Below are 16,233 nucleotides of genomic sequence, written 5' to 3' on the forward strand. Positions count from 1 at the left end.
GCCCCGGCGCGACGGGCCGCAGCGCGCCGCGGCGCCGGCCGGGTACGGCGGCGGGCGCTCGCGCGATCCCGCCCCGCCGAACGGGGGGACTTCCCGCCCCGGCCCGCCCGGTCACCCCGCCGACCCGGCCGGCGGTGACTACGCTCGGCCGCTGATCCGGGACGGTGGTACCCAAAGGGGGGCGAGGTGGCACTTCCACCCGTGGGCCGCCTCACCGTCGCCGTCCTGCTGGCCGCCGTCACCCTCGGCATCCTCGGCACGGCCCGGCAGCTCCGCCCGGTTCCCTACGGCGACCGGCTCCTGTCCGCCGGGCCGGACGCCGGGGCCTGGGCGGCGCGGGTGCGGGACGGTGCCGTGGCCGGCCACGACAGCCGTACCGGTGCGCTCCGGTGGCGGTACGCGCGCGCGGGGCACCGTCCCGTCGACGTGGTCCACGCGCGCGGGGAGGTGATCGCACTCTGGGACGACGGTCTGCTCACCGACACCGACGGCCGGTCCGTGCGCTGGCACCGGGCCCTGCCCGACGCGGCCGAGTGGCTCCCGGACCAGGGCGGCACCGGTGTGCTGCGCCCCCTCGGCCGCGGCATCCTCGCCGTCGTCACCCCCCGCCGCGTCACCGCGTACCGCACCGCCGACGGCGACCTGCGCTGGGTGCTGCCCGCCCGGGCCGGCTGCGCCTTCCGCCCCGAGGGCGCCGTACGCCGGGGCGCGGCCCTGCTCCTCGCCCAGCCCTGCGCGGACGCCGCCTGGACCGGCCAGCTCGTGGCCCTGGACGACCTGGGCCGGATCGCGCCCGACCGCACCCCGCTGGGCAACGACCTCCCGAGCCCCGCACCCCGGACGCCCGGATGCGGAAAACCGCTTGCACGGCCCCGTTAGACTTTCCCCCATGGCCATTCTCCTCGCGCATTAGACGGCGGGAACGTCCTCAGCCGCCCACCCGCCAACCCCTGTACGCCCTGGAGTCTGTCCGTGATCTCCGCCTCCGGTATCGAGCTGCGCGCCGGTGCGCGCGTCCTCATCGAGAACGCCACCTTCCGTGTCGCCAAGGGCGACCGCATCGGCCTCGTCGGCCGCAACGGCGCAGGCAAGACCACACTCACCAAGTGCCTGGCCGGCGAAGGCATCCCCGCCGGCGGCACGATCACCCGCTCCGGCGAGGTCGGCTACCTCCCGCAGGACCCCCGCACCGGCGACCTGGACGTCCTCGCCCGCGACCGCATCCTCTCCGCGCGCGGACTCGACGTACTGATCCGCAAGATGCGCGAGAACGAGGAGCGCATCGCCAACGGCAAGGGGTCCACCCGCGAGAAGGCCCTGAAGCAGTACGAGCGCCAGGAGACGGAGTTCCTCACCAAGGGCGGGTACGCCGCCGAGGCCGAGGCCGCCACGATCGCCGCCGCCCTGAACCTGCCCGACCGGGTGCTCGGCCAGCCGCTGCACACGCTCTCCGGTGGCCAGCGCCGCCGTATCGAGCTGGCCCGCATCCTGTTCTCCGACGCGGACACGCTGCTCCTGGACGAGCCGACCAACCACCTCGACGCGGACTCGATCATCTGGCTGCGGGACTACCTGAAGACCTACCGCGGCGGCTTCATCGTGATCTCCCACGACGTCGACCTGGTCGAGACGGTCGTCAACAAGGTGTTCTACCTGGACGCGAACCGGTCCGTGATCGACATCTACAACATGGGCTGGAAGCTGTACCAGCAGCAGCGCGAGGCCGACGAGAAGCGCCGCAGGCGCGAGCGCGCCAATGCCGAGAAGAAGGCCGCGGCGCTCAACGCCCAGGCCGACAAGATGCGCGCCAAGGCCACCAAGACGGTCGCCGCGCAGAACATGGCCCGCCGTGCCGAGAAGCTGCTCTCCGGCCTGGAAGACGTCCGGATGTCCGACAAGGTCGCCAAGCTCCGCTTCCCGGAGCCCGCACCCTGCGGCAAGACCCCGCTGATGGCCGAGGGCCTGTCGAAGTCGTACGGCTCGCTGGAGATCTTCACCGACGTCGACCTGGCCATCGACAAGGGGTCCCGGGTGGTCATCCTGGGCCTCAACGGCGCCGGCAAGACCACCCTGCTGCGGCTGCTCGCGGGCGTGGAGACACCGGACACCGGCCGGGTCGTCCCCGGTCACGGGCTCAAGCTCGGCTACTACGCGCAGGAGCACGAGACCCTGGACGCCGACCGCACGGTCCTGGAGAACATGCGCTCGGCCGCCCCCGACATGGACCTGGTCGAGGTCCGCAAGGTGCTCGGCTCGTTCCTGTTCTCGGGCGACGACGTCGACAAGCCGGCCGGTGTCCTCTCCGGCGGTGAGAAGACCCGGCTCGCCCTCGCCACGCTCGTCGTCTCCTCGGCCAACGTGCTGCTGCTGGACGAGCCGACGAACAACCTGGACCCGGCCAGCCGCGAGGAGATCCTCGGCGCCCTGCGCACCTACAAGGGCGCCGTCGTCCTCGTCACCCACGACGAGGGCGCCGTCGAGGCGCTCCAGCCGGAGCGGATCATCCTGCTCCCGGACGGCGTCGAGGACCTGTGGGGTTCCGACTACGCGGATCTCGTCGCCCTGGCCTGACCGAAAGCCTGATCCACTGCCTATGGATCATTCGGCCCATCGGTGATCCATCATCTGTGTGAGATCTCCTCGTACCGGGGTGTGTCGTACACGCATTTTCCGGCCGATCCCCCAGCTGTCGGGGGATCGGCCGCCGTGCGTTCCTGACCTGGCACTTCACTAATCCACCCGGACGGCCCTATGGTCCGCACCTCACGGAATCCCTTGTTCCCCTTGTGGGGATCGACTCCTGTCGTCACAACGATGTCTCACGGACCTTGCCGAATGGGTGGCCATCAGGCCCAAGAGGGGTGATCATGAGGAGACCAGAGCGCACTTCCCATGAGGAGGCACGGGTGGCCGAGACTCTGAAGAAGGGCAGCCGGGTGACCGGCGCCGCGCGCGACAAGCTCGCGGCAGACCTGAAGAAGAAGTACGACTCCGGTGCGAGCATCCGGGCGCTGGCCGAGGAGACCGGCCGCTCGTATGGCTTCGTGCACCGGATGCTCAGCGAGTCGGGCGTCACGCTCCGTGGGCGTGGCGGAGCGACCCGGGGCAAGAAGGCCGCTTCGTCCTGACTCCGGGCGGCCCATCGGCTTCGATGGTGGCCACCCGGTCGGCAGACCGACCGGCCGGGTGGTTACTGTGCAGTCACTTAGCTTCGCTCTGCTGACCGCACCCATCGGAGGCGCCCCATGGCTTCGCCCGAGCAGGACCTCGCTCCCGCACTCGACAAGGACGGCGTACGGCTCACCGTCGACGACACGCTCGCCACGGTGACGCTGACCAACCCGGCCAAGCGCAACGCGCAGAGCCCCGCCCTGTGGCGGGCGCTCGCCGAGGCCGGGCGGCTGCTGCCGGGCTCCGTCCGGGTCGTCGTGCTGCGTGGCGAGGGCAAGTCCTTCTCCGCCGGGCTGGACCGTCAGATGTTCACCCCGGAGGGGATCCCGGGCGAGCCGACCTTCATCGACCTCGCGCGTCGTGACGACGCCGGGATCGACGCGACCATCGCCGAATACCAGGAGGCGTTCACCTGGTGGCGGCGGACCGACATCGTGTCCATCGCCGCCGTCCAGGGACATGCCATCGGGGCCGGCTTCCAGCTCGCGCTCGGCTGCGACCTCCGTGTCGTCGCCGACGACGTGCAGTTCGCCATGCGCGAGACCAGCCTCGGCCTCGTCCCCGATCTGACCGGCACCCACCCGCTGGTCGGCCTCGTCGGGTACGCCCGCGCGCTGGAGATCTGCGTGACCGGGCGGTTCGTCGGCGCCGAGGAAGCGGTGTCGAGCGGGCTGGCGAGTCTCGCCGTGCCCGCCGGGGAACTGGACGGGGCCGTGCGGGACCTGGCGGCGGCGATCATGGCCGCGCCTCGGGACGCGGTGGTGGAGACCAAGGCGCTGCTTCGCGGCGCCCTCGACCGGACGTACGAGGAGCAGCGCGCGGCCGAGCGGGCTGCCCAGGCCCGACGGCTGCGGGACCTGGCCGGCCTCGGCGAATGAGCCGGCAGCCGCTCGGGCACCCTGAGCCGGTCAGTCCACTGCCGTGACCAGCACCGCCACCGTCGGGTGGTCCGGCAGGGCGTCCCGTACGGCCGCGCGGACCTGCCGCGCCACGTCCACCGCTCGGTGGGACGCGGCGGTCGCCACTTCCACGCGGAGGTGACGGCGCGGCAGGGCGGCCGCCTCGGCGTACTCCTCGATGTGGACCGCCCGGCCCCGGCCACCCAGGGACCCCGTCAGCCGGAGCACCCCGGGCACGGCCAGGGCCGCCTCCGCCACGGTGATCCCGTCCGTGCCCACCGGCTCGTGAGCGGGTGGCGGTTGCGGTGCGCCGGCCGCCGGGGCGGCCGGGGCGTCCGGCTCCAGCAGGTCCGTCGCCCGCAGATCGATCTCCGTGACCGCGAGGCCCAGCCGTTCCGTCGCGGCCCCCGCCAGGACGAGCCGCAGGCGGGACGCCGCCGTCGGCAACGGTTCGGCGGCCGTCGCGGCGAAGTCCGCCGCCACCCGCAGCGGGCCCGGCGGCAGCGCACTCGGCGGCGCCGGCACGACGGGCTCCGGCACGTCCCGGGGATCGGCGAGCCCGATCCGCAGCGCGCCCAGGCGCACCCCCGGCGCCCCGTCCGCCGCCGCGCGCCGCAACACCTCCCCGGCCGCCTCCTCCGTGATCCACGCGCCGTCGCGCGGGCCGCCGAGCGGCAACAGCCTGCCCAGCCTCACCTGATGCCGCACCAACTCTGCCCACCGGTCCACCGTCATTCCACCAGCCTGCCGTATCCACGGCGCGCGACCGCGCAACCTTGCATACCGTGGGTGGTGAAGGACAACCGAGCGGGTGAGGACCGAAAGGGACGTACGGCGATGAGCGACACGACGATCACCCCTGAAGGCGGCCACGAACCGCAGGTGCCGGCCCGCAAGGCCACCCGGCGCGGCGGCGGCGACCCGGCGACACGGGGCCGCACCACCATCGCCGACGGGGTCGTGGAGAAGATCGCCGGGCTCGCCGCCCGGGACGTGGTCGGGGTCCATGCCATGGGCAGCGGCCTCGCCCGCACCTTCGGCGCCGTACGGGACCGGGTGCCCGGCGGCGGCAAGTCGGTGACCCGGGGCGTCAAGGCCGAGGTCGGCGAGGTGCAGACCGCGCTCGACCTGGAGATCGTCGTGGACTACGGCGTCGCGATCGCCGATGTCGCCCGCGCCGTGCGGGAGAACGTGATCGCCGCCGTGGAACGCATGACCAGCCTGGAAGTGGTCGAGGTCAACATCGCGGTCAGCGACGTCAAGCTGCCCGAGGAGGAGGAAGAGGAAGAGGAGCTCCGGATCCAGTGACACCCGGCACCCGAGACCGTACGCCCCACGAGCTGAGGAGCGCCGCATGAGCATGGCCGTGGCCGGCATGATCGCCGGAATGGCACTGGGGTTCGCCGGCTACTTCGGCGGCTTCGGGGCCTTCCTCCTGGTCGCGGCGCTGGGCGCCGTCGGCTTCCTCGCCGGCCGGTTCGCCGACGGCGACCTGGAACTCGGTGACGTCTTCCGTACCCGCGACGAGCACCGGCGGCGGTGACCCCGGTGAGCGCCGGGACCGGCACACCCGCCACCGCCACACCGCCCCCCTCGACGCCCCTCGTGCCCCCGGCCGAGCGCGGCGCCACCCGGATCGCCGACCGGGTCGTGGCCAAGATCGCCGCGCAGGCCGCCCGCGAGGCCCTCGCGCCCCTGCCCGGTGCCGCCGCGCCGCACGCCACGGTCGTCGTGGCCCAGCAGACGGCCCGGGTCCGGGTCCACGTGGAACTCGGCTACCCCGGTGACATCGGCGCCCGCTGCGCCGCCGTACGCCGTCACGTCACCGCCCGCGTGGGCGCGTTGACGGACATGCACGTGCCGGAGGTGGCCGTCGAGGTGGAACGACTGCACCCGACGCAGCGTCAGGGGGCCGGCCGATGAGTACGACAGGTCAGGGACCGGCCGGTGAGCACGACGGGGCAGGGGACGGACCGGTGAGCGAGACGCGGAGCACCCCGGCCGTCGCCGAGCCGCCCGGCGCCGTACCGCCCGCCGGGAAGGGCAGCGGCCGGTTCTGGTCGCCGCGCCGCGCTCCCGCCGCCCTCGTCGCCGCCCTGCTGGCGGCCGGTGCCGGACTCCTGCTGTACGACGTCGCCGCCGTGCGCGCCCACCGCCCCGCGATGCGCTGGCGCCGCGCCCTCGCCCGGCAGCTCGCCGAACGGCCCCTGGACGACATCTGGGTACGGGTCGGCGCGGGCGTCGCCGCCGCGCTCGGCCTGTGGCTGATCGTCCTCGCGGTCACTCCCGGCCTGCGCGACCTGCTGCCGATGCGGCGCCCGCACCCCGACGTCCGGGCCGCACTCCGGCGCGGTGCGGCGGCGCTGTTCCTGCGCGACCGGGTCATGGAGGTGTCCGGCGTACGCGCGGCACGGGTGTGGATGGGCCGCCGGAAGGCCGACGTCCGGGTGGTCGCGCACTTCCGGGACCTGGACGACGTACGCGCCGACCTGGACACCGTGCTCGCCGAGGCGATCCGGGACCTCGATCTGGCGCACCCGCCCAGGCCGGCCGTGCGCGTGGCCCGGCCCGGACGGAAGGGGTGAGCGCGATGCGCGGCGGTCTCCACCGCGTCCTGCTGGCCCTCACCGGTCTGCTGCTGCTCGCGCTCGGCGGCGCGGTCCTGGCCGTCGGCCTGGGTGTGCGGCCTCCCTCCTGGTGGCCCCACACCGGTCCGCACGACGTCCTGCTCAGCAGGGCCGAACGCACCCGCTGGCGGGACGCCCCCTGGTGGTGGCCGGCGGTCATCACCGCCCTGACCGTCCTCGTCCTGCTCGCCCTGGCGTGGCTGGCCGCGGCACTGCGCCGCCGCCGGCTGACCGAGCTGCTGATCGACACCGGCGACGGCGGGTACGCGCACCTGCGGGGCACCGCCCTGCAGAACGCCCTGGCAGCCGAGGCGGCGGCCCAGACGGGCGTGGCCCGGGCGCGCGTCCTGCTGCGGGGCCGCCGTACGGCTCCGGTGGTGCGGGCCTGGCTCCGGCTGGAAGCGGACGCGGCCCCGGCCGGGGCCCTGACCACGTTCACCACCGAATCGCTGACCCACGCGCGCGAGTCGGCGGGTCTGGCGTCACTTCCGGCGGAGGTCCGGCTGGGCGAGGTCGGACACCGCGCGGAGAGGGTGACCTGACGGCTGCGCCTGGAACGTGACGGGTGCGGTTCCTGGAACGTGACCGCTGCGGTTCCTGGAACGTGACGGGTGCGTTCCTAGAACCCGTGCCGCGTCCCCCCGTCCACCGGCACCATGACCCCCGTCACGTAGGAGGCCGCCGGGGACAGCAGGAACGCCGCCGTCCGTCCGAACTCCTCGGGCGTCCCGTACCTGCGCAACGGGATCCGGGCCTCGTTCGCGGCCCGGGTGGCCTCCGGGTCCGCGGACAGCCCGTCCAGCTCCCGCATGCGATCGGTGGCGATCCGTCCCGGCAGCAGGCCCACCACGCGGATCCCACGCGGCCCCAGTTCGTCGGCGATCGACTTGGCGAACCCGGCCAGTCCGGGCCGCAGCCCGTTGGACACGGTCAGCCCCGGGATCGGCTCGTACACCGAGCCCGACAGCACGAACCCGATGACGCCGCCCTCCTGCAACTCGGCCGCCGCCGCGCGGGCGACCCGTACCGCGCCGAGGAACACCGACTCGAACGCGGCGCGCCACTGCTCGTCGGTGTTGTCGGCGACGAACCCCGGCGGCGGCCCGCCCACGCTCACCAGCACGCCGTGGAAGCCGCCGAAGTTCTCCCGGGCGGCGGCGATCAGCCGCTCGGGAGCCTCCGCGTCGGCGTTGTCGACGGCCACGCCCACCGCGTTCGGGCCCAGTTCGGCGGCCGCTTCGGCGACCCGCTGCTCGTCCCGGCCGGTGACGACCACCTTCGCTCCGTCGGCGACGAGTTCCCGCGCGGTGGCGTTGCCCAGCCCGCGCGTCGCTCCGGTGACGACGTACACCCGGTCCTTCAGTCCAAGATCCATGGTTCCTATCCTGCCCGGTCGTCCCCGTAGAGGATCAACGCGGTGTTCACGAGGCCGACGTGGCTGAACGCCTGCGGGAAGTTGCCGAGCTGGCAGCCGTCCACGGGGTCGTACTCCTCGGCCAGCAGGCCCACGTCGTTGCACAGCCCCACCAGCCGGTCGAACAACTCCCGGGCGTCCTTCGTCCGGCCGGTCAGGTGCAGCGCGTCGGCCAGCCAGAACGAACAGGCCAGGAAGGCGCCCTCGCCGCTCGGCAGTCCGTCGATCACCGAGTCCTCGGTGTCGTAGCGGCGCAGGAAGCCGTCGTGGCCGAGGTCGTCGCGGATCGCGTCGACCGTGCCGACCACCCGCGGGTCGTCCGGCGGCAGGAACCCGACGCGCGGGATGAGCAGCAGGGAGGCGTCGAGTTCCCGGGAGCCGTAGTACTGGGTGAACGTGTTGCGCTCCCGGTCGAAGCCCTTCTCGCAGACCTCCCGGTGCACCTCGTCGCGCAGTCTGCGCCAGCCCTCCAGGTCGCCCCGCAACTTCGGGTGCCGCTCCAGGGTCTTGACGGCCCGGTCGGCGGCCACCCACACCATCACCTTGGAGTGCACGAACTGGCGCCGGCCGCCGCGCACCTCCCACAGGCCCTCGTCCGGCTGCCGCCACGCCGACTCCAGGAACGTCATCAGCGAGCGTTGCATGGCCCACATGTGCGGTTTCGTGGGCAGGCCCGAGGAACGGGCCAGCGACAGCGAGTCCATCACCTCGCCGTACACGTCGAGCTGGAGCTGGTCGACGGCGCCGTTGCCGACGCGTACGGGGGAGGAGCCGGCGAAGCCGGGCAGCCAGGGAAGCTCGATCTCCCGCAGCCGCCGCTCGCCCGCGACGCCGTACATGATCTGGAGGTCGGCAGGGTTGCCGGCGACCGCGCGCAGCAGCCAGTCGCGCCACGCCTCGGCCTCCTCCTGGAACCCGGCCGAGAGCAGCGCGCCGAGCGTGAGGGTGGAGTCGCGCAGCCAGCAGTAGCGGTAGTCCCAGTTGCGCACGCCGCCCGGCTGTTCGGGCAGCGAGGTGGTCGCCGCCGCGACGATCCCGCCGGTCGGGGCGTAGGTGAGGGCCTTGAGGGTGATGAGGGAGCGGACGACCGCGTCCCGGTACGGGCCGTCGTACCGGCACCGGCGGGCCCAGCGCCGCCAGTCGGTGACGCTGCTCTCCAGCGCCTCGTACGGGTCGGTGAGCGGCGGACGTCTCTCGTGCGAGGGGTGCCAGGTGAGCACGAACGCGACCCGCTCGCCCTCCGCGACGGTGAACTCCGCGTGGGTGCCGTAGTCCTCGCCCCAGGTGCGCACGGCCGGCTCGGCGCGCAGCCAGACGGAGTCCGGTCCGGCGATGGCCACCCGGTGGCCGTCCGAGCGACGCACCCACGGCATGACCGAGCCGTAGTCGAAGCGCAGGCGCAGGGTGCTGCGGACGGTGACCCGGCCGCTGACACCCTCCACGATCCGTACGACGTCGGGGGCGCGGTCCCGCTGCGGCATCAGGTCGGTGACGCGCACCACGCCGTCGGCGGTCTCCCACTCGGTGTCGAGCACCAGGGTGTCGGTCCGGTAGGCGCGGCGAGTGCAGACGTCCGCCCCCTTCGGCGCGATCCGCCAGTGGCCGTTGTCCTCGTCGCCCAGCAGCCGGGCGAAGCAGGAACCGGAGTCGAAGCGCGGCAGGCACAGCCAGTCGATCGAGCCGTCCCTGCCGACCAGGGCCGCGGTCTGCTCGTCGCCGATGAGGGCGTAGTCCTCGATGCGCGCGTTCACGGGATGCGGTTTCCCGGCGGACCAGGGGGCCAATCAGGTGGTGTGCGCCGGGGGAGTGACGATTCCGCGCCGAGGCCGGTGGACGGCAGGGGGACCGTGACCGGTCGGCCGGGGCTGCTTGCTCGTCTCGTGGTGGTGTGGCGTGGGGGTGGTGCTTGCTCGCGTCGCGGCGGTTCGCCGGGAGCGCTGCCCGCTCGCTCCTTGGCGGTTTGCCGGGGGTGCTGCCCGCTCGCTCCGTGGCAGTTTGCCAGGGGGCCCGCTCGCATCGCAGCGGTTGCCGGGGCACTGCTCGCTCACTCGGTGGCGGAGCCGGCATCGGCTGCCCGCTCACTCCATGGCGGAGCCGGCCACGCTGCCCGGTCGCTCGGTGGCGGAGCCGGCACGCTGCCCGCTCACACCGTGGCCGGTTCGCTCTCCTCCGGCTGCTGTTGCGCCGCGGCCTCCTCCCGGTCGCGGATCTCCCGCCGGACCAGGAACCACCAGCCGACCGGAACGCCCGCCGCGAACAGCCACCACTGGATCATGTACGCGTAGTTCAGTGGAGCGTCCTCGCTGCCCGGGTTGGAGATCTGCTCCGGAGAGCCGCCCTTGGGCTCGGGCGCGGTCTGCTGGATGTAGCCGCCGAGCACGGGCGCGCCGAGCCGCCGGGCCTCCTCCGCGCTGTTGATCAGCATGATCTGCCGGTCGGGAAGACCTTCGACGTTCTTGATGCCGCTCGCCGAGGTCGTCTCGTCGGCCATCAGCCGCCCGGTGACGGTGGTGCGGCCGGCCGGCGGGGCGGGGATCTCGGGGAAGGCGGTCTGCGCGCCGTTCGCGGGGATCCAGCCGCGGTTGACGAGCAGCACCTTGCCGTCGTCGAGGACGAACGGGGTGAGGACGTGGAAGCCGACCTCGCCGTCGGAGTTCGTCCGGCGCCGGACCACGACCTCCTTCGCGGTCTCGAAGGTGCCGGTCGCGGTGACCGTGCGGTACTTGTCGGCGCGGGTCACGGCGTGTCCGGGGGAGGTCAGCCGCTCGACCGGGACCGGCTCGGCGTGCAGCGCGGCGGAGACCAGGTCGTTGCGGGCGGTGCGCTCCTCGTAGCGGTGCTGCTGCCAGAAGCCCAGCCTTATCATCGTCGGGATCAGCGCGATCGCGACGAGGGTGAGGATCACCCACTGGCGGGACAACAGGAAGCGGTAGCGGTGCACCCCACGACGGTACCTCCGGGCCGTGGGGCGCATTCAGGCGGGTACCGGGTCAGACCCGGTCGACGATGCCGGTCCTCCCCTCCTGGCGGGCGCAGTGCGCGCCGCAGTACCAGTGGCCCTCCACCTCCACGCCCTGGCCGATGATCTGCACCCGGCAGTGCTCGCAGATCGGGGCCATGCGGTGGATCGCACAGGAGAAGCAGTCGAAGACGTGCACCGCGCCCTGCGCGTGCACCTCGAAGGTCATTCCGTAGTCATTGCCGCACACTTCGCATGTCGCCATGCGCCACAGGGTGAGCCGTCGCCGATCCCCCCGCGAGCGGGCGCCGGGTGAGTCGTTGGGCAATCACCCGATCGTACGACGACAGGACACGCGGTGCGTTCACTCGTCGGCGGGCTCGACATCCCCCAGCAGCTGCCCGAACGCGGCCTCGTCCACGATCGGCGTGCCGTACTGCCGGGCCTTCACCGTCTTGGACGTGCCCGAGTCGGGATCGTTGGTCACCAGCAGGCTGGTCAGCCGGGAGATGCTGGTGGCGACGTGCAGCCCGGCCTCCACGGCCCGGTCCTCCAGCAGCTCGCGCTCGGTCGAGGTGTCGCCGGAGAAGGCCACCCGCATGCCCTGTTTGAGGCGTTTGCCGTCTTCGTAGCGCCCTGGGTTGGGATAGGGGCATGCGGGTCTTTTGCGGGACGGGCGCCAACCGCCGGCTCGGTAGCCGCCGTAGCCCCCCGACGCCTGCCGGGGCACGGGCCGGTCCGACCACTCCGTCAGCGGCCGGCACTCCAGCAGCGGCAGCCGTACGCCGCCCGCCGCCGCGGCCCGCAGGCTGGGCCGGAACGCCTCCGCCAGCACGCGCGCGTCGTCCAGCGCGTGGTGCGCCCGCTGCTGCACGACCCCGAAGTGCGCCGCCAGCGACTCCAGCTTGTGGTTGGGCAGCGGCAGCCCCAGCTCCTTCGACAGCGCGATGGTGCACAGCCGCTGCCGCACCGGGGCCTCGCGCCGCACGCGCGCGTACTCCCGCGCGATCATCTGCCAGTCGAAGACGGCGTTGTGCGCGACGAGCACCCGGCCCTCCAGCCGGGCGGCGAACTCCTCGGCGATGTCCGCGAACAGCGGCGCGCCGGCCAGCGTCTCGCTCGTCAGACCGTGTATCCAGACGGGGCCCGGGTCCCGCTCCGGATTGACCAGCGTGTACCAGTGGTCCTCGACCTCACCGCGCGCGTCCAGCCGGTAGACGGCCGCGGAGATGATCCGGTCGTCCCGGGCCAGGCCGGTGGTCTCCACGTCAACGACCGCGTATCCCTGGGGATACGCGGCCGGCCACTGGGTGGGGGAGGACACTGCGGTCGCACGGTCTTCGAGCATGGTCACTGAGGATACGGGCCACGACTGACAGCGCGGTCCGTCAGGTCCCGTTCGCAGGACCCCGGCTCGCCCTCCTGCTCGGCCACCGCACACCCATGCGCCGGGCGTCGGCGAGTTCGGCGCTGTTCCGGCGCTCAGCCCAGCGCCGCCACCAGGTCCCCGGCGGTCAGCGGCGCGAGCCCGCAGCCGTCGGCCGGGCCGGGCAGCAGCCGGTACACCTCCCCGGTCGCACCCTCGGGCGCCACCCCGCCGTGCACCAGGGCCAGCAACACGCGCTTCGTCGCCGCCGCTTCGGCCGCACGGGCGTCGGCGTCCGCGGGGTCCCCCACGGGCTCCCGCCGCTCCGGCGGCTCAAGAGCCCGTATCCGCGCGGCGAACGCGCTGTCCCCCTCCCCGTCCCGGCGCCGGTGGTGCCACAACTCGTCGACGGTGCCGGCGGCGGGCGCGCGGCGGACGACCAGCACCTCGTCGCTCCGCGCCGCCGCGTGCCACACCGCGAGGTCCCACAACGTCGTACGGCCGTGCGCGAAGTACCGGAACAGGTCCCGGGCGACCCGGCCCAGGTCCTCCCGGTGCCGGGCCACGTCGTGACAACCCTCGGCCGACGGCAGATGCAGGTCCGTCCACAGGAACGTGCGCCTGCGCAGGTCCACCAGCATCGGCACATGGATGCGCGAGTCGCCCTCCAGGTCGTAGCGTTGTCGTACCGCGCGCGGGTGGTATCCGGCGCCGCGCGCCTCCTCCTCCGCCGACGGCAGTGCCATGAAACCGGCGAAGGCGTCGAGCAGTTCCTCGAACGGGATGTCGTTGAAGCTGAAGACGACCGGCACCGCGTACCGCACGCCCCGCCCGTCGAGCGCGCGGAGGTCCAGGTCGACGTACTCGGTGGCGCCGTCCGGAGCCGGAGCCGACGTCAGATCGCCGGAGTGGACGGCCCACCGGTGGCCGTACACGAGGTTCGTGTAGTCGCACAGACCGGCGAACTCCCAGTCCTCGTCGTACAGCGCCACCGACAGGTCCAGGTCCACCCGGATCTTCTCGGGCTCCGTCCAGTGCAGGAACAGGCGCAGCACCTCACCGGCGGGCAGCGGCTGGGTGCTGCCGCGCGGTACCGACACCAGGGCCTTGGCGGCGACCCGCTCGGCGGACGGCACCGCGAGCCCCGCGAGCCCCGAGTCCAGCACCGCGAGGTCGAACCGGGACCCGCCGGCCAGGCGGCGCAGCGCCTCCGCCTCCAGCAGCGCGCACACGCGTGTGGTGACCGCCTCGGCGAGCGGCGCGCGCCTGTCGTCGGCCGTGTACGCGTGCGTGACCTGCCCGCGCGGGAAGAACACCCGCCGCTCGCCCGGCAGATGACGGACGCGCACCCGGCCGAGCGCGGCCAGCAGCGGGCCGGGACCGGCCCCGGGCAGTGCCCGCCGCAGCACCTCGGCGAACTCCTCGGGAAGTACGTCGAGTTCGCGCAGCCGCAGCAGATGGTCCAGTCGGCGCAGCAGTTCGCCCGGCCGCTGTGCCAGGAGGGCGAGCGCGGCGCCGCTGTCCCGCTCGGCCAGCGCCTGTTCCACACGCGCGCGCCAGGTGGCCGCCCGGATCCGGCCGTCCACGGCCAGGACGGCCTCCGGGTGGGCGGCGGCCGTGCGCAGCAGGGCCTCGCCCAGGGCGCTGCCGGGCTCGACCGACGTGCCGCGCAGCACGGCGAAGGCGAGGGCGGCCCTGGGATGGCGGGCGTGGTGCTCGAAGGGGTGCAGGGTCTCCGCGGCCCGCTTCCACGCGCCCGGGTGGCGCAGGACGTCCTCCACCAGTGAGGGCACGGCGAAGGAGTCGAGCAGGCCGAGCAGGCGGCGGCGCAGCGCGCGCGGCAGCGAGCGCAGCCGGGGCGGCGCCATGAGGTCCGCCGCGCCGCCGGACCACACGCACAGCAGGCGCAGCACGTCCGTCGCCGTCGTCAGGTGCGCGCCGAGCAGGGCGGTGGCCGCCACGCGCGTGTGCCGGTCGCGCAGCAGGGTGCCGAGAACCAGCGCCTTCGTCTCCCGGACCGGGACGTCCGCCGGGAACCAGCCGAGGTCCGCCGGCGCGTGGGCCAGCAGCACCGTGAGGTCGGCGCGGTCCTGCGCGGGCAGGGGAGTGCGCCGGGCCAGCAGTGTGCGCAGCGCGTGGACCGTGTCCGCGCGGACGTCCGTGCCGAGCGCGAGCAGCTTCAGCGGGCCGGGCGGCACGTCCCGGGGGCGGCGCGGCTCGCCCGGCACCAGGAACGGGTCGGCGGGGTCGATCCGGCGGTGGCACAGCGGGCAGCCGGTGTGGTCCGCGCCGTCCCAGCACGCGCGGCACACCAGGTGCGCGCACGGCGCCACCGGGTGCACGCTGCCCACCGTGCCGCACAGCACGCACGGTTGGGCGGGCCACTGGAGCAGCAGGGCGAAGACGCGGTCGACGTACAACCCGAACGTGTCGTCGGGCACGGAGACGGGGAAGGAGCGGAACAGCGGCATATGGGTGCGGTCCGCGCCCAGTTCGGCGTCCAGGTGCCGGATCAGCTGCCGGCCGGCGTCCGCGAGTCCGGCGGGGCCGAGCCAGGCGAGGGCCGCGCGCAGCTGTGCCGTCGGCGCGAAGCCCCGGTCGAGCAGTTCGCCCTCCAGGGCGATGAGACCCTCCGCCGTCGACGGGTCGCCCGGGCGTGGTCCGGCCTGGTCGACGTGGACGGTACGGAGACGGCGGAGCAGCACGGACGCCAGTTCGGACAAGCGGAATCCCCCGGTGCGGAAAAGAAGACGGGGCGGGGGCGGAGAGTGGGCGCGCTGTGGATTCCGAGGTGGGAAGAGAAGGAAGCACGCCGGCGGAGCCGCCCCCGCGATCAGGGACAGTAGGCGTACGGCAGTTCGGGCGCCAGCGAATTTCCGGGTGGCACCGGCGGGTACCGGCGGCAGGCGCGAGCGGCCCGTCACCCGCGCGCGGGGCGTCGGTGCGCGGGCGTGACCCCGGGATGCGATCCTCCCTGCTGTGACGGAACCCACCCATGACGAGCCCCACGTCGGCACGCTCGGTGCCCGGCTGAACTGGCTCCGGGCGGCCGTGCTCGGCGCGAACGACGGCATCGTGTCCACCGCGGGGCTGGTCGTCGGCGTGGCCGGCGCGACCGAGAGCCGCAGCGCCCTGCTCACCGCCGGACTGGCCGGCCTGCTCGCCGGCTCGATGTCCATGGCCGCCGGCGAGTACGTCTCCGTCTCCACCCAGCGCGACTCCGAGATGGCCGCACTGGCCGTGGAGAAACGGGAACTGCGCGAGCAGCCGGAGGCCGAACTGCGGGAGCTGACCGAGCTGCTGGAGCAGCGCGGCCTGTCCCGCGAGGTGGCCCGGGAGGCCGCCGAACAGCTCACCGCGCGGGACGCGCTGAGGGCCCACGCGCGCGTGGAGCTGGGCATCGACCCGGACGAGCTCACCAACCCCTGGCACGCGGCCTGGGCGAGCTTCCTGTCGTTCACCGTGGGCGCGCTGCTGCCCCTGCTGGCCATCGTCCTGCCCCCGGCCGGCCGGCGGCTCGCCGTCACCGTCGTCTCGGTCCTGGCCGCCCTGACCCTGACCGGATGGAGCAGCGCCCGCCTCGGAGCGGCGGCCCCGAAACGCGCGGTCCTGCGCAACGTGGCGGGCGGCGCCCTGGCGATGGCGGTGACGTACGTGGCGGGGAGCCTGCTGGGGGCGGCGGGGGTGTGACCGGGCGGGGGACTCCTGGCCGCGCGGACGGCGGCGGCCCCGGCGTACGGTGAAGTGGGCCCGGCACCCCGGGCCCCGATGACCGCACGACCCCGCACGACCCTTAC

At 73.9% G+C, this 16,233-nt stretch carries 17 protein-coding genes; 10 read left to right on the forward strand and 7 right to left on the reverse strand.

Translation table 11 applies throughout. From position 1 onward, the window contains the following. Positions 1-186: 186 nt before the first annotated feature. The 4 genes from C3492_RS19655 to C3492_RS19670 all read left to right on the forward strand — a co-directional run bounded on the left by C3492_RS19655 (position 187) and on the right by C3492_RS19670 (position 4,049). A complete protein-coding gene (locus C3492_RS19655; protein WP_258055767.1) occupies positions 187-879 on the forward strand; it encodes a hypothetical protein in 693 nt (230 codons plus the stop codon). Positions 880-972: 93 nt separating this feature from the next. Next, positions 973-2,571: an ABC-F family ATP-binding cassette domain-containing protein gene (locus C3492_RS19660; protein ID WP_103813044.1), complete on the forward strand. Its 1,599-nt coding sequence runs from the start codon at positions 973-975 to the stop codon at positions 2,569-2,571. Between the two features lie 335 nt (positions 2,572-2,906). After that, positions 2,907-3,128 (forward strand): helix-turn-helix domain-containing protein, encoded by a 222-nt coding sequence (locus C3492_RS19665; RefSeq protein ID WP_004002281.1) that lies wholly within the window; start codon positions 2,907-2,909, stop codon positions 3,126-3,128. A 117-nt stretch (positions 3,129-3,245) separates the two neighbouring features. Next, positions 3,246-4,049: an enoyl-CoA hydratase/isomerase family protein gene (locus C3492_RS19670; RefSeq protein ID WP_103813045.1), complete on the forward strand. Its 804-nt coding sequence runs from the start codon at positions 3,246-3,248 to the stop codon at positions 4,047-4,049. A 30-nt stretch (positions 4,050-4,079) separates the two neighbouring features. Here the strand turns inward: C3492_RS19670 and C3492_RS19675 are convergent, their stop codons facing one another. Then, positions 4,080-4,805, reverse strand: coding sequence for a nucleopolyhedrovirus P10 family protein (locus C3492_RS19675; RefSeq protein WP_181140451.1), 726 nt, complete (start codon positions 4,803-4,805; stop codon positions 4,080-4,082). Positions 4,806-4,907: 102 nt separating this feature from the next. Between C3492_RS19675 and C3492_RS19680 the strand changes: the two genes are divergently transcribed. The 5 genes from C3492_RS19680 to amaP are packed head-to-tail and all read left to right on the forward strand — an operon-like array spanning position 4,908 to position 7,239. Then, a complete protein-coding gene (locus C3492_RS19680) occupies positions 4,908-5,378 on the forward strand; it encodes an Asp23/Gls24 family envelope stress response protein (protein WP_103813046.1) in 471 nt (156 codons plus the stop codon). Positions 5,379-5,424: 46 nt separating this feature from the next. Continuing rightward, the gene (locus C3492_RS19685; protein WP_103813047.1) at positions 5,425-5,613 is read left to right on the forward strand and encodes a hypothetical protein; all 189 of its coding nucleotides are present in this window, start codon (positions 5,425-5,427) and stop codon (positions 5,611-5,613) included. After that, positions 5,610-5,993 carry a hypothetical protein gene (locus tag C3492_RS19690; RefSeq protein ID WP_103813048.1) on the forward strand — a complete coding sequence of 128 codons (384 nt, stop codon included), beginning with the start codon at positions 5,610-5,612 and terminating at the stop codon, positions 5,991-5,993. Before C3492_RS19685 ends, C3492_RS19690 begins: the two co-directional genes overlap by 4 nt. Then, positions 5,990-6,655, forward strand: coding sequence for a DUF6286 domain-containing protein (locus C3492_RS19695; RefSeq protein ID WP_103813049.1), 666 nt, complete (start codon positions 5,990-5,992; stop codon positions 6,653-6,655). Before C3492_RS19690 ends, C3492_RS19695 begins: the two co-directional genes overlap by 4 nt. A 5-nt stretch (positions 6,656-6,660) precedes the next feature. After that, on the forward strand, positions 6,661-7,239 hold the full coding sequence (gene amaP / locus C3492_RS19700) for an alkaline shock response membrane anchor protein AmaP (RefSeq protein ID WP_103813050.1): 579 nt from the start codon (positions 6,661-6,663) through the stop codon (positions 7,237-7,239). A 77-nt stretch (positions 7,240-7,316) separates the two neighbouring features. On the opposite strand, the gene C3492_RS19705 is transcribed toward amaP, so the two are convergent. The 6 genes from C3492_RS19705 to C3492_RS19730 form a co-directional block, all read right to left on the reverse strand. Then, entirely contained in the window at positions 7,317-8,072 is a 756-nt protein-coding gene (locus C3492_RS19705) for an SDR family oxidoreductase (protein WP_103813051.1), read from the reverse strand. A gap of 5 nt (positions 8,073-8,077) precedes the next feature. Continuing rightward, a complete protein-coding gene (locus C3492_RS19710) occupies positions 8,078-9,862 on the reverse strand; it encodes a glycoside hydrolase family 15 protein (RefSeq protein ID WP_103813052.1) in 1,785 nt (594 codons plus the stop codon). A 392-nt stretch (positions 9,863-10,254) separates the two neighbouring features. Next, positions 10,255-11,085 carry an SURF1 family protein gene (locus tag C3492_RS19715; protein ID WP_181140453.1) on the reverse strand — a complete coding sequence of 277 codons (831 nt, stop codon included), beginning with the start codon at positions 11,083-11,085 and terminating at the stop codon, positions 10,255-10,257. Positions 11,086-11,101: 16 nt separating this feature from the next. Further along, a complete protein-coding gene (locus C3492_RS19720; RefSeq protein ID WP_059248576.1) occupies positions 11,102-11,335 on the reverse strand; it encodes a hypothetical protein in 234 nt (77 codons plus the stop codon). Positions 11,336-11,434: 99 nt separating this feature from the next. Further along, the gene (locus C3492_RS19725; protein ID WP_103813097.1) at positions 11,435-12,418 is read right to left on the reverse strand and encodes a DEDDh family exonuclease; all 984 of its coding nucleotides are present in this window, start codon (positions 12,416-12,418) and stop codon (positions 11,435-11,437) included. A 134-nt stretch (positions 12,419-12,552) separates the two neighbouring features. Continuing rightward, positions 12,553-15,159 (reverse strand): MXAN_6230/SCO0854 family RING domain-containing protein, encoded by a 2,607-nt coding sequence (locus C3492_RS19730; RefSeq protein ID WP_103813054.1) that lies wholly within the window; start codon positions 15,157-15,159, stop codon positions 12,553-12,555. A gap of 256 nt (positions 15,160-15,415) precedes the next feature. Here C3492_RS19730 and C3492_RS19735 point away from each other — a divergent pair, with 256 nt between their 5' ends. Continuing rightward, positions 15,416-16,126 (forward strand): VIT family protein, encoded by a 711-nt coding sequence (locus C3492_RS19735; RefSeq protein WP_103813055.1) that lies wholly within the window; start codon positions 15,416-15,418, stop codon positions 16,124-16,126. Positions 16,127-16,233 lie beyond the last annotated feature (107 nt).

The sequence above is a fragment of the Streptomyces sp. Ru62 genome (genome assembly GCF_002920615.1).
Classification (GTDB): domain Bacteria; phylum Actinomycetota; class Actinomycetes; order Streptomycetales; family Streptomycetaceae; genus Streptomyces.

What these genes read in the sequence shown, in the direction of transcription:
- C3492_RS19670 (WP_103813045.1), top strand. Translation starts at nt 3,246, where the DNA reads ATGGCTTCGCCCGAGCAGGACCTCGCTCCCGCACTCGACAAGGACGGC.
- C3492_RS19675 (WP_181140451.1), bottom strand. Translation starts at nt 4,805, where the DNA reads ATGACGGTGGACCGGTGGGCAGAGTTGGTGCGGCATCAGGTGAGGCTG.
- C3492_RS19680 (WP_103813046.1), top strand. Translation starts at nt 4,908, where the DNA reads ATGAGCGACACGACGATCACCCCTGAAGGCGGCCACGAACCGCAGGTG.
- C3492_RS19685 (WP_103813047.1), top strand. Translation starts at nt 5,425, where the DNA reads ATGAGCATGGCCGTGGCCGGCATGATCGCCGGAATGGCACTGGGGTTC.
- C3492_RS19695 (WP_103813049.1), top strand. Translation starts at nt 5,990, where the DNA reads ATGAGTACGACAGGTCAGGGACCGGCCGGTGAGCACGACGGGGCAGGG.
- amaP (WP_103813050.1), top strand. Translation starts at nt 6,661, where the DNA reads ATGCGCGGCGGTCTCCACCGCGTCCTGCTGGCCCTCACCGGTCTGCTG.
- C3492_RS19705 (WP_103813051.1), bottom strand. Translation starts at nt 8,072, where the DNA reads ATGGATCTTGGACTGAAGGACCGGGTGTACGTCGTCACCGGAGCGACG.
- C3492_RS19715 (WP_181140453.1), bottom strand. Translation starts at nt 11,085, where the DNA reads ATGCGCCCCACGGCCCGGAGGTACCGTCGTGGGGTGCACCGCTACCGC.
- C3492_RS19720 (WP_059248576.1), bottom strand. Translation starts at nt 11,335, where the DNA reads ATGGCGACATGCGAAGTGTGCGGCAATGACTACGGAATGACCTTCGAG.
- C3492_RS19725 (WP_103813097.1), bottom strand. Translation starts at nt 12,418, where the DNA reads ATGCTCGAAGACCGTGCGACCGCAGTGTCCTCCCCCACCCAGTGGCCG.